Origin of the sequence: Nioella sp. MMSF_3534 (assembly GCF_030732985.1) — a bacterium.
GTDB lineage: Bacteria > Pseudomonadota > Alphaproteobacteria > Rhodobacterales > Rhodobacteraceae > Nioella.
On record NZ_JASHJX010000005.1, the window covers coordinates 51,591 to 74,084 of the forward strand.

Annotated in this window: 21 protein-coding genes; 13 read left to right on the forward strand and 8 right to left on the reverse strand. The window is 63.7% G+C overall.

The features are described from left to right. Positions 1 to 28 precede the first annotated feature (28 nt). A complete protein-coding gene (gene tgt, locus RBB16_RS03505) occupies positions 29 to 1,159 on the reverse strand; it encodes a tRNA guanosine(34) transglycosylase Tgt (protein ID WP_306044824.1) in 1,131 nt (376 codons plus the stop codon). A gap of 73 nt (positions 1,160 to 1,232) precedes the next feature. On the opposite strand from tgt, the gene rimK reads away from it, so the two are divergent. The 7 genes from rimK (at position 1,233) to tpiA (ending at position 6,227) form a co-directional block, all read left to right on the forward strand. Then, a complete protein-coding gene (gene rimK, locus RBB16_RS03510) occupies positions 1,233 to 2,624 on the forward strand; it encodes a 30S ribosomal protein S6--L-glutamate ligase (protein WP_306044825.1) in 1,392 nt (463 codons plus the stop codon). A 274-nt stretch (positions 2,625 to 2,898) separates the two neighbouring features. Further along, positions 2,899 to 3,252 carry an SUF system Fe-S cluster assembly protein gene (locus RBB16_RS03515; RefSeq protein WP_071689805.1) on the forward strand — a complete coding sequence of 118 codons (354 nt, stop codon included), beginning with the start codon at positions 2,899 to 2,901 and terminating at the stop codon, positions 3,250 to 3,252. Between the two features lie 52 nt (positions 3,253 to 3,304). Continuing rightward, positions 3,305 to 3,955, forward strand: a complete 651-nt coding sequence (locus RBB16_RS03520; RefSeq protein ID WP_306044826.1) for a hypothetical protein — start codon at positions 3,305 to 3,307, stop codon at positions 3,953 to 3,955. Beyond that, entirely contained in the window at positions 3,948 to 4,661 is a 714-nt protein-coding gene (locus RBB16_RS03525; RefSeq protein ID WP_306044827.1) for a DUF3307 domain-containing protein, read from the forward strand. The genes RBB16_RS03520 and RBB16_RS03525 overlap by 8 nt, the downstream gene beginning before the upstream one ends. Before the next feature lie 52 nt (positions 4,662 to 4,713). Then, a complete protein-coding gene (locus tag RBB16_RS03530; RefSeq protein WP_071689802.1) occupies positions 4,714 to 5,094 on the forward strand; it encodes an iron-sulfur cluster assembly accessory protein in 381 nt (126 codons plus the stop codon). Beyond that, positions 5,091 to 5,414 (forward strand): TfoX/Sxy family protein, encoded by a 324-nt coding sequence (locus tag RBB16_RS03535; RefSeq protein WP_306044828.1) that lies wholly within the window; start codon positions 5,091 to 5,093, stop codon positions 5,412 to 5,414. Before RBB16_RS03530 ends, RBB16_RS03535 begins: the two co-directional genes overlap by 4 nt. A gap of 63 nt (positions 5,415 to 5,477) precedes the next feature. Beyond that, positions 5,478 to 6,227 (forward strand): triose-phosphate isomerase, encoded by a 750-nt coding sequence (gene tpiA / locus RBB16_RS03540; RefSeq protein ID WP_306044829.1) that lies wholly within the window; start codon positions 5,478 to 5,480, stop codon positions 6,225 to 6,227. Here tpiA and RBB16_RS03545 read toward each other — a convergent pair. From RBB16_RS03545 to RBB16_RS03555, 3 genes are all read right to left on the reverse strand, one after another. Then, positions 6,215 to 7,564: a cytochrome P450 gene (locus tag RBB16_RS03545; protein ID WP_306044830.1), complete on the reverse strand. Its 1,350-nt coding sequence runs from the start codon at positions 7,562 to 7,564 to the stop codon at positions 6,215 to 6,217. The genes tpiA and RBB16_RS03545 overlap by 13 nt on opposite strands. Beyond that, positions 7,561 to 8,829: a hypothetical protein gene (locus RBB16_RS03550; RefSeq protein WP_306044831.1), complete on the reverse strand. Its 1,269-nt coding sequence runs from the start codon at positions 8,827 to 8,829 to the stop codon at positions 7,561 to 7,563. The genes RBB16_RS03545 and RBB16_RS03550 overlap by 4 nt, the downstream gene beginning before the upstream one ends. 65 nt (positions 8,830 to 8,894) lie before the next feature. Beyond that, positions 8,895 to 9,644: a cytochrome c biogenesis CcdA family protein gene (locus RBB16_RS03555; protein ID WP_306044832.1), complete on the reverse strand. Its 750-nt coding sequence runs from the start codon at positions 9,642 to 9,644 to the stop codon at positions 8,895 to 8,897. Positions 9,645 to 9,738: 94 nt separating this feature from the next. Between RBB16_RS03555 and RBB16_RS03560 the strand changes: the two genes are divergently transcribed. Further along, complete coding sequence (locus RBB16_RS03560) at positions 9,739 to 9,966, forward strand: sulfurtransferase TusA family protein (protein WP_306044833.1); 228 nt, start codon at positions 9,739 to 9,741, stop codon at positions 9,964 to 9,966. A gap of 122 nt (positions 9,967 to 10,088) precedes the next feature. On the opposite strand, the gene RBB16_RS03565 is transcribed toward RBB16_RS03560, so the two are convergent. Next, a complete protein-coding gene (locus RBB16_RS03565; RefSeq protein WP_306044834.1) occupies positions 10,089 to 13,526 on the reverse strand; it encodes an indolepyruvate ferredoxin oxidoreductase family protein in 3,438 nt (1,145 codons plus the stop codon). 131 nt (positions 13,527 to 13,657) lie between these two features. On the opposite strand from RBB16_RS03565, the gene RBB16_RS03570 reads away from it, so the two are divergent. The 5 genes from RBB16_RS03570 (at position 13,658) to grxD (ending at position 18,485) form a co-directional block, all read left to right on the forward strand. Next, entirely contained in the window at positions 13,658 to 14,560 is a 903-nt protein-coding gene (locus tag RBB16_RS03570) for a LysR family transcriptional regulator (protein ID WP_071689794.1), read from the forward strand. Between the two features lie 218 nt (positions 14,561 to 14,778). Then, positions 14,779 to 15,252, forward strand: a complete 474-nt coding sequence (locus tag RBB16_RS03575; protein WP_306044835.1) for a GNAT family N-acetyltransferase — start codon at positions 14,779 to 14,781, stop codon at positions 15,250 to 15,252. Positions 15,253 to 15,332: 80 nt separating this feature from the next. Continuing rightward, the gene (purL, locus tag RBB16_RS03580) at positions 15,333 to 17,492 is read left to right on the forward strand and encodes a phosphoribosylformylglycinamidine synthase subunit PurL (RefSeq protein ID WP_306044836.1); all 2,160 of its coding nucleotides are present in this window, start codon (positions 15,333 to 15,335) and stop codon (positions 17,490 to 17,492) included. Positions 17,493 to 17,618: 126 nt separating this feature from the next. Further along, complete coding sequence (locus tag RBB16_RS03585) at positions 17,619 to 17,855, forward strand: BolA family protein (RefSeq protein ID WP_306044838.1); 237 nt, start codon at positions 17,619 to 17,621, stop codon at positions 17,853 to 17,855. A 270-nt stretch (positions 17,856 to 18,125) separates the two neighbouring features. After that, positions 18,126 to 18,485, forward strand: a complete 360-nt coding sequence (gene grxD, locus RBB16_RS03590) for a Grx4 family monothiol glutaredoxin (protein ID WP_306044840.1) — start codon at positions 18,126 to 18,128, stop codon at positions 18,483 to 18,485. Positions 18,486 to 18,634: 149 nt separating this feature from the next. Here grxD and der read toward each other — a convergent pair whose 3' ends face one another. From der to RBB16_RS03605, 3 genes are all read right to left on the reverse strand, one after another. Beyond that, positions 18,635 to 20,077, reverse strand: coding sequence for a ribosome biogenesis GTPase Der (der, locus tag RBB16_RS03595; protein WP_306044841.1), 1,443 nt, complete (start codon positions 20,075 to 20,077; stop codon positions 18,635 to 18,637). A 105-nt stretch (positions 20,078 to 20,182) separates the two neighbouring features. Further along, entirely contained in the window at positions 20,183 to 21,511 is a 1,329-nt protein-coding gene (locus RBB16_RS03600) for a PQQ-like beta-propeller repeat protein (protein WP_306044843.1), read from the reverse strand. 46 nt (positions 21,512 to 21,557) lie between these two features. Continuing rightward, complete coding sequence (locus RBB16_RS03605; protein WP_306044844.1) at positions 21,558 to 22,334, reverse strand: tetratricopeptide repeat protein; 777 nt, start codon at positions 22,332 to 22,334, stop codon at positions 21,558 to 21,560. Positions 22,335 to 22,494: the final 160 nt, after the last annotated feature.

Below are 22,494 nucleotides of genomic sequence, written 5' to 3' on the forward strand. Positions count from 1 at the left end.
CTCCCCGCCTGCGGTGGTGGTGGCTTTGTCAAAGCGGCTCGATATCGCCTTCCGCCCGCCCGGCATGAAACCGCGCCTCGAACCCGGCGAAGTCATCGGCTTCGATGGCGTCGCGCATGTCCTGCATAAGCTCCTGAAAGTAATGCAGATTGTGCCAGGTCAGCAGCATGGAGCTGATGATTTCCTTGGCGCGGAAGACATGGTGCAGGTAGGCGCGGGAATAGCCGGTGCAGGCGGGGCATGTGCAATGCTCGTCCAGCGGGCGCGGGTCGTCCTGATGGCGGGCGTTCTTGATATTGACCACGCCGCGTCGAGTGAAAGCCTGTCCCGTGCGGCCTGACCGGCTTGGCAGCACGCAATCCATCATATCGATGCCGCGTTTTACGGCGCCGACGATGTCGTCGGGTTTGCCAACGCCCATCAGGTAGCGCGGCTTGTCCTCGGGCAGGAAATCGGGTGCGTAGTCGAGACAGGTGAACATCGCCTCCTGCCCCTCGCCTACGGCAAGGCCACCCACGGCATAGCCGTCGAAGCCGATGGCCTTGAGCGCCTCGGCGCTTTCCTCGCGCAGATCGCGTTCCAGACCGCCCTGCATGATCCCGAACAGCGCGTGGCCCGGACGGTCGCCGAACGCCTCACGGCTGCGCGCGGCCCATCTCATAGAAAGGCGCATGGACTCCGCGATCCGGGCGCGGTCGGCGGGCAGCGCGGGGCATTCGTCGAAACACATCACGATGTCGGAGCCCAGAAGCCGCTGGATCTCCATCGAGCGTTCCGGGGTCAGCATGTGGCGCGAGCCGTCCACATGGCTGCGGAAACTCACGCCCTCTTCGGTCAGCTTGCGCAGGTCGGCAAGGCTCATGACCTGGAAACCGCCGCTATCGGTCAGAATGGGTTTGTCCCAGTTCATGAAGCGATGGAGCCCGCCAAGCCGGTCGATCCGTTCCGCCGTCGGGCGCAGCATCAGGTGATAGGTGTTGCCAAGCAGGATATCGGCCCCCGTCGCGGCCACGCTTTCGGGCATCATCGCCTTGACGGTCGCCGCCGTGCCCACGGGCATGAAGGCGGGCGTGCGGATCTGCCCGCGCGGGGTCGAGATCACCCCGCGGCGCGCCTTGCCGCTGGTCGCTGTCACCGAAAAGTCAAACCGGCCTGTCATGTCGTCACCCATTGCTTTGGACAGGCGACTGTCATAGGCGAAATATTCGCGATGCCAAGAGAGGACCCATGAAATGACTGCAGAAGAGTCCCTTCGTCTTGGGTGGGAAGAGTGGTTGAGCCTTCCCGGCCTCGGTCTGCCCGCGCTGAAAGCCAAGGTCGACACCGGGGCCAAGACCTCGGCGCTGCACGCCTTCGATATCGAAACCTTCGGCTCGGCCAGCAAACCGAAGGTGCGCTTCGCCGTGCATCCGGTGCCGGGGCGCACCGATATCACCATCGCCTGTTCCGCCCCGCTGCGGGACCGGCGCGAGGTGACCTCGTCCAATGGCGAGACCGAACAACGCTATGTGATCGAGACCGAGCTGGATATCGGCGGGCAGCGCGTGCCAATCGAGGTGACCCTGACCGACCGCACCAACATGGCCTATCGCATGCTGTTGGGGCGGCAGGCGCTTCAGCCCGACTGGATCGTCAGCCCGACGGAAAGCTGTTGTCAGCCGCTGCTGAGCTACGATGTCTATCATTCCGCCAAGGTCAAGACCTCGGCCCCGAAACGCGCGCTGCGCATCGCCGTGCTGAGCCGGGAGAACAATTATTCCACCCGCAGGCTGGTCGATGAGGGCGAAGAGCGTGGCCACACGATCGAGGTCATCGACACGACGCGCTGCTACATGGCGATCAATTCGCTGGCCCCGGAGGTCCATTACGACGGCGCCCGCCTGCCCCGCTATGACGCCGTGATCCCGCGCATCGGGGCCTCGGTGACTGCCTATGGCACCGCCGTTCTGCGCCAGTTCGAAACGCTCGGCACGTTCTGCGTGAACGGCAGCGCGGGGATCACGGCGAGCCGCGACAAGCTCCATGCCCACCAGTTGCTGGCCCGTCACCGGATCGGGATGCCACGCACTGCCTTCGCGGCCTCGCCCAAGGACACCGGCAACCTGATTGGCCTCGTGGGCACCGCGCCGCTGATCGTGAAACTGCTGGAAAGCACGCAAGGCAAAGGCGTGGTGCTGGCGGAAACCCGAAAGGCCGCGCAATCGGTGATCGACGCGTTCCGGGGGCTCAAGGCCAATTTCCTTGTGCAGGATTTCGTCAAGGAAGCCGCGGGCGAGGACATTCGCTGCCTCGTGATCGACGGCAAGGTGGTCGCTGCGATGAAACGCAGCGCGGCGGGGGATGATTTCCGGTCCAACCTTCACCAGGGCGGCACTGCAAAGGCGGTGCGGATCAGCAAGGAGGAACGGGAGGCGGCGCTGCGATCTGCCAGGGTGTTCGGCCTCGGGATGGCCGGGGTGGACCTGTTGCGCGCCTCGGACGGTCCCAAGGTGCTGGAGGTCAACAGCTCGCCCGGCTTCGAAGGGGTGGAAAAGGCGACCGGCAAGAACATCGCCGCGCATCTGTTCGATGCCATAGAGAAGAAGGTGCGCCCGACGCCTGCCCGCAAGCGCAAGGGAAAATAGGGGGTGTTTCGCCGCCTTTGGCGTCGACCCATGGGCGGCCCTCCTCAACCCCCGGCTGACGCCGGAGGCCTCGTCATGCCGCGTTGCCACGGAACATCTGCGAGACCTGCGCTTCAGGCCGGTCGGATGTGATGGCGGTGAGGGCAGGATGCCTCCGGCGGAGGTATTTTTGCCAAGATGAACAGACGGGATTGGCTGGCGGCTCTGGACCTCGGGGGGCGCTTTCCTTATATCTTTGCTCAACAATTGGTTTTCCAAGCCGGATGGCACGCAAATGCAAGAGCAGCTGGAGGGGGCACCCCTCATCAAACCATCTTCGACCGATCATCCTCTCTACGACGCGATCGTCGAAGCCTGCCGCACGGTCTATGACCCTGAAATCCCGGTCAATATCTATGACCTAGGCCTTGTCTACACGGTCGAGATCAGCGCCGAGAACGAGGTCGAGGTGACCATGACCCTGACCGCGCCGGGCTGTCCCGTGGCCGGTGAAATGCCCGGCTGGCTGGCCGATGCAATCCTGCCTGTTGCCGGGGTCAAGACCGTCAATGTCGAGATCACCTGGGACCCGCCCTGGGGGATGGAGATGATGTCGGACGAGGCCCGGCTGGAACTGGGCTTCATGTGAGATCAAGTCTTTTGGCTTGATTTTTGTGGTATCAAGTCATATGGCTTGATTCATGATCACTACCCCCCATCCCGTGGCCGTCCTTACCGGCGACCTCATTGGCTCAACCGATCATTCGCCTGAATGGACGACACAAGCGCTTGACCGTATCAAGACATGTGCGCATGAGATCAGGGCTTGGGACGACGCCGATGACCCGCGGTTCACCCGATATCGGGGCGATGGCTGGCAGATCGTCCTGAGCGAACCGCGCCGCGCCCTGCGCGCTGCGCTCTATGTTCAGGCCAGCCTAAAATCCGCTCAGTCCGGAACCCGAAGCCGCATTGCGATAGGCCTGGGAGAGGTGGACGCCTTGCCGGTTGGCGACCTGTCAAACGCGTCTGGACCTGCGTTCATTGCCTCGGGCCAAGCCCTGGATGGCATGGCAAGGGACCGAGAGCTCGTCATCGCGGCGCGTGAGTCCGCGTATCTCCACAAAGGCATTGCCGTTCTGCTTGACCGGGAAGTGCAGGACTGGAGCCGCGAACAGGCCGAAGCCATGATGCACTTCCTTCCGCCGTCCACCCCGACCCTGAAGGACCTGGCAGATGCGCTTGGGGTCTCGCCGCAAGCCATTCATTCCCGGCTGAAAAGCGCCCATTGGCGAGAGGTTGTTCAAGCCGTCTCGCATTGGGAAGCCCATGAGGAAAGCCGCCATGATTGAAACCATCACTGCGCTGATCTTTGCCCATGTGCTGGCCGATTTCGCGTTTCAGACCAAGGCGATGGCCACCGGCAAGGACCGGCTGGGGCCGCTTCTGGCGCATACGGCCGTGGTCTTCCTGCTCAGCTACGCCGCCCTTGGGGGCGCGCATTGGCCGGCGCTGTTCATCGCGGCGCTGCATATGCAGATCGACTATGCCAAGGCGCGGCTTGGATCGGATGACAGCCTCGCGCATTTTCTGATTGATCAGGGGGCGCATCTGATGGCGATTTTGGCGGGTGGGCTTTTGTGGACCGATGCCTATGCCACGGGCCTTTGGGGGCAGATGCCCGATCTGACCGCACAAGCGCCCGAGGCGATGGCGCTGATTGCGGGCTTTCTGCTGGCCACCCGTGCGGGGCAGTTCGCCATTGGCAAGCTGATGACGCCTTATGCGGCGGCCCTGCCCGATACCGAGGGGCTGTCCAATGGCGGCGCGGTCATCGGGCTGCTGGAACGGGGGCTGACCTTCATCCTTGTGCTCAGCGGGCAGATGGCGGGCGTGGGCTTCCTGATCGCGGCGAAATCCTTTCTGCGGGTGGGCAGTATCGAGAAGGACCGGACGCTGGCCGAATATGTTATCATCGGAACGCTCGCGTCGATCGGGTGGGCGTTGCTGGCCGGAATTGGCTCTGCGGCACTGATTTCCCATCTTGGAGGTGCTTGAGAACCGGGACCACCTGCCCTAGATTTGGGGTAACAGGAAAAGGACCATCCCCATGTTCGGCATTCCCGGCAAACAGGCCGTGACCGTTACCGACGCCGCAGCGCGCCAGATTTCCAAACTGATGGAGTCCGGCGGATCGCAGGGCTTGCGCATCGGCGTCAAGAAGGGCGGCTGCGCGGGGATGGAATACACGATGGAGTATGTGTCCGAGATCGACCCGCTCGACGAGGTCGTGGAACAGGACGGCGCGCGGGTGATGATCGCGCCGATGGCGCAGATGTTCCTCTTCGGGACCGAGATCGACTACGAGGTGTCGCTGCTGGAATCGGGGTTCAAATTCCGCAACCCGAACGTGGCCGATGCCTGTGGCTGCGGGGAATCGATCAAGTTCAAGGATATTGACGAGCTTCAGGCCGAACAGGCCGGGAAATGAGCCTGTCAGCGGAGGAGATTGCCTTCGCGAAAGAGCTGTTTTCGGACCTTGGCGAGCTGAGCACCCGGCGCATGATGGGCGGGCTGTGCCTTTATCACGAGGGCACGATCTTCGCGATTGTCCATGGGGACGGGTCTATCTGGCTGAAAGGCGCGGGCGATTTCATTGCCGAGCTGGAGGCCGAGGGCTGCACCCGATGGACCTACACCCGCGAGGGCGGCAAGCCCACGTCGATGCCCTATTGGACCCTGCCGGACGCGGCGCTCGACGATCCGGAGATGGCCTGTGACTGGGCACGCCGGGCGCTGCGCCACCTATAGCCCTTCCCGCCCCGCCTGTTTCGCGCTATCCCCTGCGAAAGCGTGATGAAGAAGGGTGTCGATATGGTCCGCAAGCTTGCCGCCGGGAACTGGAAGATGAACGGAACGGGCGCGAGCCTTGCCGAGGCGGAGGCGCTGAAAGCCGCCCTGCCCTCTGCATCTGTCGATGTGCTGATCTGCCCGCCTGCGACGCTGCTCTCGCGCCTGTCTGACACGCTGTCGGGCAGTGCCATCGCCACGGGCGGGCAGGATTGCCATGCCGCTGTAACCGGCGCCCATACCGGCGACATCTCTGCCGGGATGCTGGCCGATGCGGGCGCGACCCATGTGATCCTCGGTCATTCCGAACGCCGCACCGATCATGGCGAAACGGACTCGGATGTCCGCGCCAAGGCCAAGGCGGCGATTGCGGCGGGCCTGACGGCGGTCATTTGCGTCGGTGAAACGCTGGCGGAACGCGAGGCCGCCAACACGCTTGCCATCATCGGCGGGCAGTTGGCGGGATCGGTCCCCGATCTGGTCAGCGCCGACCGTCTGGTGATCGCCTACGAGCCTGTCTGGGCCATCGGCACCGGGAAGGTGCCCACCCTGCACCAGATCGGCGAGGTGCATGATTTCATCCGCGCCGAACTGGAAAAGCGCTTCGGCGTCGGCGTGGGCCGCGCGGTGCCGATCCTCTATGGCGGGTCGGTCAAGGGCGCGAACGCGGCAGAGATTTTCGCGGTCAGCAACGTAAACGGCGCTTTGGTGGGCGGGGCCTCCCTGAAAGCCGCCGATTTCCTGCCAATTGTAGAAGCGCTTCAGGCCTCCTGACGGGGGGTGACACGCAGGTGAATGCCGTCCTTGGCACGCACGGTCAGGAAGGCCACCGGCACCGGGTCTTTCCCTTCGATCCGCTCGAACCGGTAGCGTTTGAGCAGCATCGACAGCAGAAGCGGGCCTTCGACCATCGCAAACCCCGCCCCCGTGCAGACGCGTGACCCGGTGGAAAACGGAATATAGGCCTCGCGCTGGCATTTCTTGCCGTTCTCCGTGTGCCAGCGCGCGGGGTCGAACCCGTCGGGATTGTCCCAGAGCCTTTCATGCCGGTGCAAATGCCAGGGGCTGAGGACAATCTGCGCGCCCTTGGGCACGTCGCGGTTGCGGAAACGCTCCGGGCAGGCGGCCTCGCGCACCATCATCGGCACCGGCGGGTAAAGCCGCAGCGCCTCGCGGAACACATCGCGGCTTAACTTCAGCTTGGACGTGACTGAAAAGTCAGTGTTTTCCAAAGCCCGCGCTTCCTCTGCCACCCTGTCCTGCCACTCGGGGTAAAGCGCCATCAGGTAAAGCGTCCAGGCCAGAGCCGAGGCGCTGGTCTCATGCCCCGCAAGAAAGAAGATCGCCACCTGATCGACCATTTCGCCGGTGCTGAAGGTCTGCCCCGTCAGCGGGTCCGCCGTGGTCATGATCTTGGTGGCCAGATCATCGGGCGCGGTCCCCGCCTCGATGTCCGCCATCCGCTCTGCCGTCAGCCGCGTGATCAGCCCCCGGATCGCCTTCGCCGTTTCCCGCGTCTTGCGCCGGTGCCCGCGCGGCAGGAAGCGCGGCAGGGGCAGGAAGGCGGCGAGGTTCAGGATGGGCTGCGTGCGCTGGTAATCGCGGAACTGGGTGAAGACCTCTGCCGCCACCTCATGCTCGATGGGGATGGAAAAGAGCGTGCGGAAAATCACATCCGCCGCCGCGTGGCTCATCTGTTCCTCGACCTCCACCTCGCCCGCCACCATGCGCGCGCAGGCGGCCTCTGCTGCCGCCCACATGGCCGGGAAGGTGTCGCGCAGCCGCCCGCCCTCGAAGGCCGGGTCGATGATCCGGCGTTGCCGCTTCCACGTCTCGCCATTGGTCAGGAAGACCGAGTCGCCAAGCAGCGGGCGCAGCCCCTCGCCGATCCGGTCGGATTTGGGGAAATCATCGGGGCGGGTTTTCAGGACCAGATCCAGCAGCGCAGGTTCATTCACCATGAAGCTGCGGAAAAACGGCGTCTTGAACTCCGCCATCCAGGCCCGGTAGAGCCGCGCGGGCTGCGCCGACAGGATGTCCTGCCGGAATAACCGCATATAGCGCCAGAGAGAGACCCGGTCAGGCCGTGATTTGGGCTTGGGCGGGATCATGCCAGCCCCCGGTGTCGGTTGACCGGCTTGGAAATGCGCCCCGGTGAGGGCGCGCGGCCCGCGTAGCGGGTGGCCAGTGTCAAAGGCCCGGCGGTGATCTGGAAATAGTCGTAATCGCCGGGCCGGTCGAAGGCATTGAGATACTGGAAGTGCAGTTCGAACAGCTGCCATTTCAGGGCCTTCTGCCGCTCGGGGCTGAGGGTCTGCGTAAACGCCGCCGAAATGACCAGCGGCCAACGCTGCCCCTCTGGCGCGATCCCCGTCACTGCCACCGGATCACACAGCGCGAAGGAACAGCCATCGCCCGGCGCGGTCACGTCGAGCCAGGTGATCTCCTCTCGCGTGGACAGAAACGCCAGATCCGCCCGCAACCGCCCCGCCTTTGGCAGGAACGAGACCATCGGCACCACATGGCCAAGCGTCAGCAGCGCCAGTTTCGGGCCGTTTTCAGGCACCCTGCCCGCCCGGATCACATCGGCCAGCAGGGACACCGCCATATAGGCGCCCGAGGAATGGCCGACGACCAGAACCTCCTCCACATCTTCGGCCAGCGCCCCGGCGATCCGATCCGCGAACTCCCGCATCCGCGCTTCCTGAGCGGGGGGATAGGCCCCGCCGTGGCTCGCCGAAAAGGCATAATCATGCATCAGGTACCAGCCAAGCCAGGGGTCGCGCCGCTTGAACCAGCGCAGCACCAGCCAGGCCAAACAGGGCCACATCACCAGCGCCATGGCCGCGCGCAAAACAAACAGGCTCTGCCCGCCGGATCGTTCCCCTTCAATCCCCCGCAGCAGTGCCTCGGACCCCGCTAGCGCGCCATATGCCAGCGCAAAGCCAAGCCCAAGGGCCAGACCCAGTTGCGCCAGCAGCAGCACCACCGGATAAAGCGCCGCGATCACCGGCCCTTTGCGTAACCGCATCAGCCGGAAGAGAGCACCCGATCCGATATAGGCCCAGGCCGTTTTCACAAGCTGCCAGTAGGTCGCGGCAATCCCGTGGCCCATGCTGTCCTTGACGATATCGGCCCAGACCAGCACCTCGATATCGGCGCGCGTCCGGTCGCCGCGACTCTCCGTCTCCACCGACCAGCCGTAATAGCCCTTGGTCCGCTGCGGCCCCATCCTCAGGGCATATCCGGAAATGTCCGCCTGTTCCTCGCCCCCGCGCCGATACCGTTCACGATATTTGCGCGCCGGGACCGGGTCGAAGCCGGGAATATAGAGAACCCGCCGGGTCCTGACCTCTTGGCTCTGTGCCTCACTCATCACTCTACTCTGCACCGGCTTTCCGGCACAGCATACAGGGAAATTCAGGCAAGGCTAAGGCCCGATCAGCCCAATTCGCCAAGCGCCGGGAAGGTTTCGAGGATCCAGAAGGACAGCGTCGTAAACGCGCCGGTCAGCAGCATCAGCCCCACGGCAATCAGCAACAGGCCCATGATCCGCTCGATCAGTTTCATATGGCGCTTGAGCCGCGTCATCAGCCCCATGGCGCGTTCGATGAACATCGCCGCCAGCAAAAACGGCACCCCAAGCCCGAGCGCATAGACCGCCAGCAGCGTCGTGCCGCGTGCGACGGACGATTCCACCGCCGCAAGGCCCAGGATCGCGCCCAGTTGCGGCCCGATGCACGGAGTCCAGCCAAAGGCGAAGGCGAGCCCGAGCACATAGGCCCCAAGGGCCGAGCCCCCCCGGTCGCCCGCATCCATCCGCGCATCCCGGTCGAGGATCGAAATGCGGAAGACGCCCAGGAAATGCAGACCGAAGATGATCACGACCGCCCCGGCAATCTTCGCCAGAAGATCCTGATTTTGCAAAAAGAACTGCCCGAAGATCGAGGCGGTGAAACCCAGGAATACGAACACCGTCGACAGCCCCAGCACGAAAAACGCCGCCGCCAGAACCGCCCGTCTGCGGCCCGTGCCTTCCTGCATCTCGTTCATGCTGATCCCGCCCATATAGGCGAGGTAAGGCGGCACAATCGGCAGCACGCAGGGGCTGAGGAAACTCAACACCCCCGCTGTCAGGGCCACCAGCATCGCGGGCAGCAGCCCCGCATCGAAAAGATCAATTCCGAACATGTCCCCTTCCTGCCGCGCCGCAGGGAAAAAGACCAGCCCAAGCGATCTCACATTCCCGTGGACAAAAGCCGCAGCCCTGCGTTAGGCGCAGGACATGACACCGGATCACGATATCGACGCGCTCGGCCTGCTCTGCCCCCTGCCCGTCCTGCGCCTGCGCAAGGTGCTGCTGGCCGCCCGGCCAGGCGCGGTGATCCGCATCCTTGCCGACGATCCGGTGGCACGGATCGACATCCCGCATTTCTGCGCAGAACAGGGCGTGGAATTGTTGAAGACCGAGGACATGGATCAGGGCACCGCTTTCACGATCCGCGCAGCCTGACCCCTTCTTCTTGGTCCAAATACTCAAATCCCGACCGTGCAATCCGGCCGGACGCCCACGTTTGGCGTCGCCTTCCCACGGGCGGGAACAGAGCGGCGCGGCAGCGCCTCCGCTTGATCACCTCACTCCGCCGCCGTCGCCATCGGGCTGCCCCCGGCGCGGAACGCCTGCAACAGTTCTTCCCGGCGACGGCTTGCGGCCTCGGCATTTGCCTCTTTCACCGGGCCGAAGCCCCGGATCTGACGCGGCAGAGAGGCGATTTCCACCGCGATATCAATTGTTTCCGGGGTGATCTTCGTGCAGATTTCCGCCATGTCCGCCTCGTATTGACGGATCAGATCACGTTCCATCCGGCGTTCGGCGGTATAGCCGAAGACATCGAGCGGGGTGCCGCGCAGCTTGCGCAGTTTGGCGAGCAGCTTGAAGCCGCGCCCCATCCAGGCCCCGAATTGTCGTTTGCGCGGGCGGCCAGCGGCATCCTTGCCCGGCAGCATCGGCGGCGCGAGGTGATAGCTGAGCTTCAGATCGCCTTCAAAAACCTCCCGCGCCTTCGCTTCGGTCTCCAGATGGAGCCGTGCAACCTCGTATTCATCCTTGTAGGCCAGCAGCTTATGATATCCGATTGCGACAGCCTCCTTCAGCGCCGCATCCTCCACGCCGTCCACCAGCTTGCGATACCGCTTGGCCAGCCGCTTGCCCTGATAGTCCACCAGATGCGCCGCGCGGAAGGCGATGCGGTCCTCCAGCGATTTCGGCATCTCGACCACATCGCCGCCGATCTTCGCCGCCTCCTCGGGGTGCAGCACCGCCCACCGGCCCAGTTCGAAGGCCTGCTTGTTGCGTTCCACCGCCGCGCCATTCAGCTCGATCGCGCCCAGAATGGCCTCGTGGCTCAGCGGCACCAGACCGTTCTGCCAGGCGGCACCGAGCACCATCATGTTGGAGAAGATGGAATCGCCCATCAGCCGGCGCGCGAGGTCCGAGGCATCGAACAGCGCCAGACCCTCCCCCAGACGTGCTTGAAGGGCGATCTCCAAGTCATTCACGGGAATACGGAATTCCGTATCGCGGGTGAAAGCGCCGGTGATGATTTCATGGCTGTTGACCACAGCCTTGGTGCGGCCCGTCGTCATCAGGCCGAGCGTCTTGGCCCCTGCGCTGACCACCAGATCGCCGCCGATCACCGCATCGGCCTCGCCCACGGCGACGCGGATCGCGCTGATATCCTCGGGTTGTTCCGCAAGGCGCAGGTGGATATGCACCGCGCCGCCCTTCTGCGCGAGCCCCGCCATCTCGATCATCCCCGCGCCCTTGCCATCAAGCTGCGCGGCCTGCGCCAGAACCGCGCCTACGGTCACAACGCCGGTGCCGCCGACGCCGGTGATCACCACGTTATGGGTGCCGTTGATGGCGGGCAGGTCGGGCGCGGGCAGATGGCCCACATCGACGCTGGCCGAGGCCTCCTTGCGGATCTTGCCACCCTCGACGGTCACGAAACTGGGGCAGAAGCCCTTGAGGCAGGAGAAATCCTTGTTGCAGCTCGACTGATCAATCGCCCGCTTGCGGCCAAGTTCGGTTTCCACCGGCACGATGGACACGCAGTTCGACTGCACCCCGCAATCGCCGCAGCCTTCACAGACATCGGTGTTGATGAAGACGCGGCGATCGGGATCGGGGAAGGTGCCGCGCTTGCGACGGCGGCGTTTTTCGGCGGCGCAGGTCTGCACGTAGATGATGGCAGAGACGCCCTCGATGTCCTGAAACTTCTCCTGTACGGTCATCAGGTCGTCGCGTTCATGGCGTTCGACGTCGCGCGGAAAGGCTGAAAACTCAATCTCTTCCTTGGGGTCGTAGATGAGCGCGATGTGTTTCACGCCCATGGCGCGGATTTCATGGGCGATGCGCGCCGGGTCCAGATCGCCCTCGTTGTGCTGGCCGCCGGTCATGGCGACGGCATCGTTGAAGAGGATCTTGTAGGTGATGTTGGTGCCCGCCGCGATGGCCGCGCGGATGGCCAGAATGCCCGAGTGGTTGTAGGTGCCCTCGCCCAGGTTCTGGAAGATGTGCTTGCGGGTGGAAAACGGCGCCTCGCCGGCCCAGTTTGCCCCTTCCGCGCCCATATGGGTAAAGGCCTCGGTGTTGCGGTCCATCCATTTGGCCATGAAGTGACAGCCGATGCCCGCGCCCCCGCGCGCGCCTTCGGGCACCTTGGTGGAGGTATTGTGCGGGCAGCCCGAGCAGAACCAGGGCAGCCGCGTCGCCAGATCCTGCGCATTGTCGGCGCGCATGGCGTCGGTCACCTGCTGAATGCCTGCGCGGATGCGGTCGGTGGCGCGGCCCTCGTCGATCAGGATATTGCCGAGCTTCACCGCGATATCATTGGGGTCGAGCGCGTAATGGGTCGGGAACAGGACCTCGCCCTTGCCACCCTTGTAGCCATAGACGCGGCGGCCGCGCCGGTTGTCGAAGATGGCTTCCTTGATCTGAACCTCGATCAGCTTGCGCTTTTCCTCGACGACGACGATCAGCTCCAGCCCTTCGGCCCAGTCCCCGAGGCTTTTCATGTCCAGGGGCCAGGTCTGCCCGACCTTGTAGGTGGTGATGCCGAGCCGCTCGGCCTCGTCTTCGTGGATGCCAAGCAGTTCCATCGCATGCACGAGGTCGAGCCAGTTCTTGCCCGCCGCGACGAAGCCGATCTTGGCACCGGGCTTGCCCAGAACCCGCTTGTCGATGCCGTTGGCCCGCGCAAAGGCCTCGGCGGCAAAGCGCTTGTGGGCCAGAAGCCGCTCTTCCTGCGCGATCCAGTGATCGCCAAGGCGGATGTTCAGCCCGCCGGGCGGCATGGTGAAATCGGGGCGAGTGAAGGCCATGCGGTCGGGGCGGCCATCGACGACAGAGGTCGCCTCGACCGTATCCTTCATCACCTTCAGCCCCACCCAGACCCCGGCAAAGCGGCTAAGCTCATAGCCGTAATGGCCGTAGTCCAGGATCTCCTGTACGCCTGCGGGCGAGAGCACCGGCATATGCACATCGACCATCGCCCAATCGGACTGGTGGCAGACGGTGGAGCTTTCGCCGGTGTGATCGTCGCCCATGGCCATGATCACCCCGCCATGAGGCGAGGTTCCGGCCATATTGGCGTGGCGCATCACATCGCCCGAGCGGTCCACCCCCGGCCCTTTGCCGTACCAGAGGCCGAAAACGCCGTCATATTTGCCCTCGCCCCGCAATTCCGCCTGCTGCGCGCCCCAAAGCGACGTTGCGGCAAGATCCTCGTTCAGACCGGGACGGAACAGCACATCGGCGGCCTTCAGCACGGTTTCGGCCTTGGACATCTGCAGATCGACCGCGCCAAGCGGCGAGCCGCGATAGCCGGTCACGAAGCCCGCCGTGTTCAGCCCTGCCTGCCGGTCGCGCCATTTCTGCGCCAGCATCAGCCGCACCAACGCCTGTGTGCCGTTCAACAGAACGGGGGATTTTTCCAGATCGAAACGGTCGTTGAGTGAAACTTGTGCCAGTCCCATGGTCCTCTCCCGATGGAATGCCGCATTTTCCCGCATTATAGGTCAGTATTTGTGACCTTTCAAGCGATGTTTGGCTGACGCGCGGAGTTCTTCATTGAACTGTAAGGCAAATTGACTAGGTTGCCATGGGTAACAGGACACATCGTCAGGAAAAGAAAGTCTCTCCAATGGATTGGGACAAGCTGCGCATTTTTCACGCCGTTGCCGATGCGGGCAGCCTGACCCATGCGGGCGACACCCTGCATCTCAGCCAGTCTGCCGTCAGCCGCCAGATTCGCGCGCTGGAGGAAAGCCTTGATACGACACTGTTTCACCGCCATGCGCGTGGGCTGATCCTGACCGAACAGGGCGAGTTGCTGTTCGACGCCACCCGTTCCATGTCGAAACGGCTGGACGCCGCCGCCGCGCGCATTCGCGACAGTGAAGAAGAGGTCTTTGGGGAGCTGCGGGTCACCACGACCGTGGGATTCGGCACGCTCTGGCTCGCCCCGCGCCTGCCGCAGCTTTATAACAAGTACCCCGAGCTTAAGATCGACCTGATCCTCGAAGAACGGGTAATGGACCTGCCGATGCGCGAGGCCGATGTCGCCATCCGCATGAAGGAACCCAGCCAGGCCGACCTGATCCGAAAAAAGCTGATGAGCGTGCGGATGCAGCTTTATGCCTCGCAAACCTATCTGGAGGCCAACGGCACCCCCGCCTCGCTGGAGGAACTGGGCCAGCACCGGCTGATCAGCCAGAACGCCCATTCCGCGCAGGTCAGCGCCGGGGCCCTGCTGGTGCGCGAGATCATGTCCTACGATGTGGGCAGTTTCCTGACGGTCAACAACTATTTCGGCGTCCTTCAGGGCGTTATTCACGATCTGGGCATTGGTCTGCTGCCGGATTACCTTGCAGAGGATTTCCCGCAGCTTGTCCGCGTCCTGCCAGAGGTAGAAAGCAACGAAGTACCTGTTTTCCTTGCCTATCCGGAAGAGCTGCGTCATTCCAAACGGATCGAGGCGTTCCGCGATTTCGTGACCGAGGAGATCATCGCGCATCGCCGCAAACGACGCGAGCAAGAGGGGTAACGCGCGCCTGGCACCCGCAAAAAGTGTGAGCCATGTGCAACGCGCATAGCGGCATTGCGGCGATGCGGCGAAAAAACCCTTGATCGTTAACATGCTGCTGACTATTTCAGCATCAGTGACGGGCGATAGACATCGCGCGCTCACTACCTCCCTGTTGGACTTTGGCCGAGATTCGTCTCGGCCTTTTTTTTGGTCTAATCCCCTGCTATTGCGGCGCGATGCGCCACGCGGTTTCGCTCAATTCAGACAGCTTTCAGGACTGGGACGGTCTTCTGGCCCTTCTGAACAAGGCTTTTGCCTTCATGGAAGGCCGCATTGATCCACCATCCTCTCTTTTGCGCATGACTGCTGAAAGCCTGAAGCAGAAAGCCACTGAAGAAGACCTTTTTCTGATCACGCAGAATTCCCGCCTAATTGCCTGTCTCTTCGGCCATCCGCAGGAAACGGAGTACTATATCGGCAAGCTGGCGGTGGATCGCAGACATCGCGGTACAGGGCTGGCCCGGCAGCTTGTGGATGCTGCAGCGCAGGAAGCGGTCCGGCGCGGGCTGAAGGGGCTGCGATTGCAGACACGGGTGGAGCTGCGCGAAAACCACCGGACATTCCGGGCAATGGGGTTCCATCTGATCGGTGCCAGCGCCCATCCGGGCCATGCACGGGCCACATCGTTGACATTCCGCCGCCCCCTGTGACCTCTCACCCCTTTTCCCCGCCGGGGCCTTGCCCTAAAGAGTGCGCCAAGCGACCTGAGCCCCAAGGGACATCGAAGACCATGCAGGAACCGGCCATCACGCCCGACATCATCGCCGCGCACGGGCTGAGCCCCGATGAATATCAGCGCATTCTGGAGATCATCGGCCGAGAGCCGACATTCACGGAACTGGGCATCTTCTCGGCCATGTGGAACGAACATTGTTCCTACAAATCCTCCAAGAAATGGCTGCGCACCCTGCCCACGGACGGCCCCCAGGTCATTTGCGGCCCCGGTGAGAACGCGGGTGTGATCGACATCGGTGACGGGCAGGCCGTGGTCTTCAAGATGGAGAGCCACAACCACCCCTCCTATATCGAACCCTACCAAGGGGCAGCGACCGGCGTGGGCGGCATCCTGCGCGATGTCTTCACCATGGGCGCGCGGCCGATTGCTGCGATGAATGCGCTGTCCTTCGGCGCGGTCGACCACCCCAAGACGCGGCAGCTGGTGCATGGCGTCGTGGAAGGGATCGGCGGCTACGGCAACTGCTTCGGCGTGCCGACCGTCGGCGGCGAGGTGCGGTTCCACCCCGCCTATAACGGCAATTGCCTTGTGAACGCCTTTGCTGCCGGGTTGGCGGACGCAGACAAGATCTTCTACTCCGCCGCCTCCGGCGTGGGTATGCCCGTGGTTTACCTCGGGGCCAAGACCGGCCGCGACGGGGTTGGCGGGGCCACCATGGCCTCAGCCGAGTTCGACGACGCGATCGAGGAAAAGCGCCCAACGGTCCAGGTAGGCGACCCCTTCACCGAGAAACGCCTGATGGAAGCCTGCATGGAGCTGATGCAGACCGGCGCGGTCATTTCGATTCAGGATATGGGCGCCGCCGGGCTGACCTGTTCGGCGGTGGAAATGGGCGACAAGGGCGGGCTTGGCATTCAGCTCAACCTCGATCACGTGCCGCAGCGTGAAGATGCGATGAGCGCCTATGAGATGATGCTGTCGGAAAGCCAGGAGCGGATGCTCATGGTCCTGAACCCGGAGTTGGAGGCCGAGGCCCGCGCCGTGTTCGAAAAATGGGACCTCGATTTCGCCATCGTGGGCGAAACCATCCCTGAGGACCGCTTCCTGATCATCCATGGCAATGAGGTCATGGCCGATCTGCCGCTGTCGAAACTCTCCTCGACCGCGCCGGAATATGACCGCCCCTGGGTGGAGACCCCGGCAGCCGCCGAGATGGAACCGGTGGCGGGTGTCGACCCCATCGACGGGCTGAGGGCGCTGATCGGATCGCCAAACTACGCGGCCAAGCAGTGGGTCTATGAACAATATGACCACATGGTTATGGCCGACACCGTCCGCGCGCCGGGCCTTGGCGCAGGCGTGACCCGCGTGCATGGCACCGAAAAGGCGCTGGCCTTCACCTCTGACGTGACCCCGCGCTACGTCAAGGCGAACCCGTTCGAGGGCGGCAAACAGGCCGTGGCCGAGGCCTATCGGAATATCACCGCCACCGGCGCGCTACCGCTGGCCACCACCGACAACCTCAACTTCGGCAATCCCGAAAAGCCGGAGATCATGGGCCAGTTCGTTGGCGCCATCAAAGGCATCGGCGCGGCAGTTGCGGCGCTGGATGTGCCGATCGTGTCGGGCAATGTCTCGCTCTATAACGAAACCGACGGCCAGGGCATCCTGCCCACCCCCACCATCGGGGCCGTGGGGTTGCTGGATAATGTGGCTGACCTGATCGGCGGGACTGCGCGCGACGGCCATGTGGCGGTTCTGGTGGGCGAAACCACCGGGCATCTGGGCCAGTCCGCCCTGCTTTACGAGGTGTTCAGCCGCGAAGACGGCGATGCGCCGCATGTGGATCTGGAGGCCGAGAAGCGCAATGGCGACTTCATCCGCGCAAACCGCGGCCTGATCGACATGTGCTCGGACCTGTCGGATGGCGGGCTTGCGCTGGCGGCCTTCGAGATGGCGGAAGCCTCTGGCGTGGGTGTCACGCTGGATGCGGGCGACACGCCAACGCTCTTCGGCGAGGATCAGGCACGCTACCTGATCGCCTGTTCCTTCGACAAGGCCGAGGCGCTGATGGTCGCGGCAGGCCAGGCAGGCGTTTCGATCACGACCGTGGGACGGTTTGGCGGGGAAAAGGTGCGCATGGGCGGGTCCGAAGCGCCGCTGGCGGAGCTCTCTGCCACCTATCGAACCGCATTTGCAGAGAAGCTCGGTTAACCACAGGCGCGGGGAAAAATCTTCGAAGATTTTTGCCAAGGATCTTCGAAGATCCTTTCACGTCGCGCCCTTGCGGGAAGCTTGGTCGCGGATTACATCTGGGATGACAGACAGGAGTTGCCCACAATGCCCATTACGGCCCAGGAGATCGAAGACCTGATCCGGGAAAGCCTCCCGAATGCGAAGATCATCGTCGAGGGCGATGACGGCGTTCATTTCGCCGCGCAGGTCGTGGATGAAAGCTTCAAGGGCATGAACCGGGTGCAGCAGCAACGCACGGTCTATGCAGCTCTGAAGGGCAAGATGGATGGCGCCCAGGGCGAGGTGCATGCGCTGGCGCTGACGACGAAGGCACCAGAGTGAGCTTTCCCTGGATCGTGATATCAATTGGCTTTGCCCTTGTCGTAATTCTGGGCGCAATCAACATGATCCTGCAGCGCGCGATCCGTCGAAAACATGGGCCTGCACGACGGGGAACAGAGCCGGGAGATGGACAGACTGTTCTGACGACGACGTTTCGCGCCGGTGGTGACAGCAGCAATGGCTGGACGACAAAGGCATGGACCGTCCCCAAGGATCCACAGGAATACGCTAAGGGCTTCGTACCCGGCAACAGACACAGGAATGACTGAGATGAGCGCAGAGACCCAGATCAAAGACACTATCGAGGCCAATGACGTGGTGCTGTTCATGAAGGGCACCAAGATGATGCCGCAATGCGGGTTTTCCAGCCGCGTGGCCGGGGTGCTGAACTTCATGGGCGTCGAGTTTGCCGATGTGAACGTGCTGGCCGACGAAGAGATTCGGCAGGGAATCAAGGCCTTTTCGGATTGGCCGACCATCCCGCAACTTTATGTGAAGGGCGAGTTCGTGGGCGGCTGCGATATCGTGACCGAGATGACCCTGTCTGGAGAGCTGGACACGCTTTTCGATGACAAGGGTGTTGGCTATTCGAAAGAGGCCGCCGACAAGATCCGGGCCGCGAACGCCTGAGGCACAAGGGATTTCGCCGCCTTCGGCGTCGATCCGCGCGGCCCGTTCCGGGCCGCGTTTTCTTTGGGGGCGCTGCCCCCGCCGCCTTTCAGGCGACTCCCCCGAGGTATTTTTTTTTGCCAAGCTGAAAGGGCTGAGCAGTGGTCGGCTCAGCTCTTCTTGGTGGCCCCTTTGCGCACATGTTTGGCCAGCCGCGAGGGGATCGACTTCTTGCGATCCTTGTAGGGGTTGGCATCGGCCTGGCTGCGCATATGCAGGCGAATGGGCGTTCCGGGCATGTCAAAGTCTTCTCGCAACCCATTGACAAGATAGCGGGAATAGCTTTCCGGCAATTTCTCGGGCATGGAGCACATGACCACGAATCCCGGCGGCCGTGTCTTTGCCTGGGTCATGTAGCGCAGCTTGATGCGGCGCCCGGATGGTGCGGGGGGCGGATGCGCTTCGACCATGCCCTGCAGCCAACGGTTCAGGGTCGCGGTCGGCACCCGGCGGTTCCAGACATCATAGGACCGCACGATCGCCTGTTGCAGCCGGTCGAGCCCCCGGCCCGTCTTGGCCGACACCGTCACCAGCGGCGCCCCGCGCAGCTGCGGCAGAAGCCGTTCAAAAGCCTCGCGCATGTCGCGCAGCTTTTCCTGCTTGTGCTCTTCCAGGTCCCATTTATTGACCGCGACGACAACCGCGCGGCCCTCGCGTTCCGCCAGATCGGCGATGCGCAGGTCCTGCTGTTCGAAGGGAATCGCCGCATCGAGCAGCACCACCACGATCTCGGCGAATTTCACCGCGCGTAGGCCATCGGAGACGGAGAGCTTCTCCAGCTTCTCCTGCACCTTGGCCTTCTTGCGCATGCCTGCGGTGTCGAAAATCCGCATCGGCATGCCGCCCCAGTCGACGGTCACGGCGATGGAATCGCGGGTGATCCCGGCCTCTGGCCCGGTCAGCAACCGGTCCTCGCCGATGATCTTGTTGATCAGGGTGGATTTCCCGGCATTCGGGCGACCGATGACAGCGATCTGAAGGGGTTTGGTGCGCTCTGGCGCGTCCTCGCCCTCTTCGATGTCGATATCGGTGATGGCCTCTTCTGCCCTGGCCTCTGCCGCTTCGATCATCGGGCTCAGCACCACGGCCAGTTCCGCCATTCCCTCGCCATGTTCGGCGGACAGAGCCAGCGGGTCGCCAAGGCCCAGACCGAACGCCTCGATCACGCCCGCCTCGGCGGCGCGGCCTTCGGCCTTGTTGGCGGCCAGAATGACCGGCGTGCCGGAGCGGCGCAGGATATCGGCAAAGACCTCATCCGTGGGCGTGATCCCGGTGCGGGCATCGACGAGGAACAGGCAGGCATCGGCCAGACCCACGGCACGTTCGGTCAGGCGGCGCATGCGGCCCGGCAGGCTGTCGTCATTGGCATCTTCCAGCCCCGCCGTGTCCATCACGGTAAAACGAAGGTCGCCAAGCCGCGCGGCCCCTTCGCGCAGATCACGCGTCACGCCGGGCTGGTCATCGACCAAGGCCAGTTTCTTGCCCACTAGGCGGTTGAACAGCGTCGACTTGCCCACATTGGGACGCCCGACAATGGCCAGAACGAAGCTCATCGGCCCGTTATCCTTACTCTATCCAGATCGCGCGGCATAACGCGGCTGACAGGCAATGAAAAGCCGTCGTGACGCCAAACCCCCGAAAAAACCTGTGTGATGCGATCAGCGGAAGGCGTGCAGCCGCCCGGCCCCGGACACGACGTAGAGCGTTCCGCCCACGACGATCGGATGCGCCGCCGCGCCGCCGCGGATTTCGACGCGCGACAGTTCCGCCCCGCTTTCGGGATCGAAAAAGCGGATATTGCCGTCGCCCGAGGCAACCACAAGGCGGCCCCCGGCCAGAATCGGTCCGTAATGCGTGAACACGGCCTGGCGGCGGCGTTCGCGTTCATTGACGTAGAGCGGCAGTTCAGTGCCCCAGATGCGGGTGCCGGTTTCGGCGTCCAGACGGATCAGCTCGTTGCGGTCGGACACGAAGAAGATGGAATCACCGGCCGGCAGCACCGGCGAATAGGCACCGTCCTGCGCGGTCCAGAGCCGCTCGCCCGAGGAGGCCTCCATCGCCACGACGCGTCCGGACTGGTTGCCGGCATAAAGCGTATTGCCCACGATCACCGGATCACCGGTGATATCGTTGAGATCATTATAGGCCACGCCCCGGCGTGCCCCTGCGACAGTCGTGCCCCAGACCCGGACGCCAGACAGGCGCAGGGTGGCCACAAGCTCGCCCGAGCCGAAGGGGAAGATCACCAGACGATCGGTCAGCGCAGGCGATGCGCCGCCGGACAGAACCGCCGTGGCCGGTCCTGCGGGCAGTTGCCAGCGAATGCGGCCGTTCTCGGGGTTCAGCGACCAGGCCTGACTGTCGCGGCTGACCACGTAAACGGAATTGTCGGTGACCGTCGGTGCGGTGATCCCGGCCCCGAGGCGCTGACGCCAGAGGACCTCGCCATTGGCCGGTTGCAGGGCAATCAGCTCGCCATAGCCGGTCGTCGCGTAGACGACGCCGCCCACGACCGCGAGGCCGCCTCCGGACACGCCGCCGCCGCGCTCGTATCCCGCCGTCAGATCGGCGGTCCAAAGCGTGCTGCCATCGGTGCCGGTCGCGGTCAGCTGCGCGTCGGAATCGAGGGTGAAGATCCGGCCATCGGCCATGACGGGGTCGGCGGTGATGCGGGCGCGGCGCGTATTGCCCTGCCCGATATCACTGGCCCAAAGCTCCACCGGCGCAGCGGACAGGGACAGGTGCGGAACCACGTTGCGCGTGGTCAGGGACCGCATGGGCCAGCTGTCGAGAGTGACCGGCTCAGCCAGCGAAATCGGAGCTGCGGTATCCTCTGCCACTTCGGGTGCCTCGATACCGGGAAAGGCCTGATCCAGCGGCGTGCGGGTGCCGAAGCGATCCCCTTCGAGAATGACCTCGCGTTCTGCACATGCGGCCAGCATGGCGAGCAATCCGAGCCCAAGGAAACCAATGCTGATCTTGTTCATCTGACTGCCGCCTCTTCAAACCGTTCCACCACCGGCACCCTGCCCCTTATTGTTCGGGGGCGCTTTCTGCTGCCGGGGGCTCTTCCCCCTCGTCTGCCGGAGCCTCGGCACCGGCTTCCTCTTCGGTCGCTGTCTCTGACCCTTCGGTCGCGGTGTCCTCCACCGGGGCCGGATCCTGCAGGGCAGCGCCGGATTCCAATGCCACAATCAACTGAGACGCGCGCTGTTGCAAGCCCGGCGTGGCTTCGCTGTCTTCCTCCAACAGGCGCAACAGCGCGATTGCGGCCTCCCGATCGCCGTTGCTGACATGCAAAAGCGCCTGCTGTTCCATCGCCAGCGGGCGATAGGGGCGGCCAGGTCGCGCCAGCTGGTCGAGTTCGGCCATCGCTGTGGCAAAGTCCTGCGGGGCCAGCATATGGGCCTTGAGCAAGGCAAGGTCGCGGTAGCGTTCCGGCAAGGCGGTGTCCACGGCGATGCTGCGCAAGCTGGCGGCAGCCTCTTCGGGGCTTTCGCCATTGGCCTGTTCCCCGGCCAGAAGCATTGCCAGAAGCACGCGGGCATTTTCGCTCGTGGGGGTGATCTCGGACAGGGCCGCCTGACGCGCCTCCGCGTCGTCATTGTCAAGGGCGGCGATCAGGGCGTCGCCGAACGCCTCGGAGGCCGCGCGTTCCTGCGCCAGCGAGTATTCCCGCCAGGCTGCGGCCGCGACAATCGCAACGACCAGCAGAACCGGAATCCAGCCCCATTTCCGGAACAGACGGAACAGCCGGTCACGGCGAAGCTCTTCGTTGACCTCTTCGATGAAACTGTCGGTATTGGCCATGTTCGCCCCAATATCTGGGCCATTGCCGGCCCGCGTGTCACTCGTTACCGCCTCTTAACGCGAGAAGCGCCCCGGGAACAAGTCTCCGCAACCGTCTGGGGTTGTCCAAGCCCAGGAAATCCAGAAGGGAACACAAAAAAGTAAACTGGTCAGTTCAGTC